1 pseudogene is annotated in these 516 nt (G+C 72.1%); it reads left to right on the top strand.

Features of this window, described 5'->3' with window-relative positions:
• A pseudogene (locus APM_RS13210) lies at positions 1-379 on the top strand (hypothetical protein); the annotation flags it as partial.
• Between the last annotated feature and the right edge of the window lie 137 nt (positions 380-516).

Here is a 516-nt window from a genome sequence, read left to right as displayed (position 1 = left end):
CCGCCCCGTCCTGGCTGCGCGGCGGCGGCCTCGCCACCGACGCGAAGGGCTTCGTCGCCGTGCCCCCACGCTGCGCTCCATCTCGCACGAGAATGTCTTCGCCGCCGGCGACATCGCCGGGTTCGGCGGCATGAAGGTGCCGAAATCCGGGCTTTACGCGGTCCGCCAGGGCCCGGTCCTGGCCGAGAATCTCCGCCGCCATGTCGATGGCCGGCCGCTCCGCCCGTTCCGCCCGCAGCGCGCCGCCCTCTACCTGCTCGCCACCGGGCCGGACCACGCGATCGGCACCCGCAACGGCATCGTCTTTTCCGGCGCCTGGGTCCGCCGCTGGAAGGACCGGATCGACCGCCGCTTCATCGCCCGCTTTTCCACGCCCTGACCGGCTTTCCGCGCCCCCGCCCGCCATTCCGCCCCTTGCTCCGCCGCCCGATCCGCGCCAGAGACGTCGCGGTCCAGGAACATCGCAAGGAGGCGGAAAGCCAGACATGAGCGAAACGGTTCACGACATCCTGCGCG

Source organism: Acidiphilium sp. PM (assembly GCF_000219295.1).
GTDB lineage: Bacteria > Pseudomonadota > Alphaproteobacteria > Acetobacterales > Acetobacteraceae > Acidiphilium > Acidiphilium multivorum.
Note: the sequence above shows the minus strand (reverse complement) of the source record. Positions and strands in the feature narration are given on the sequence as shown.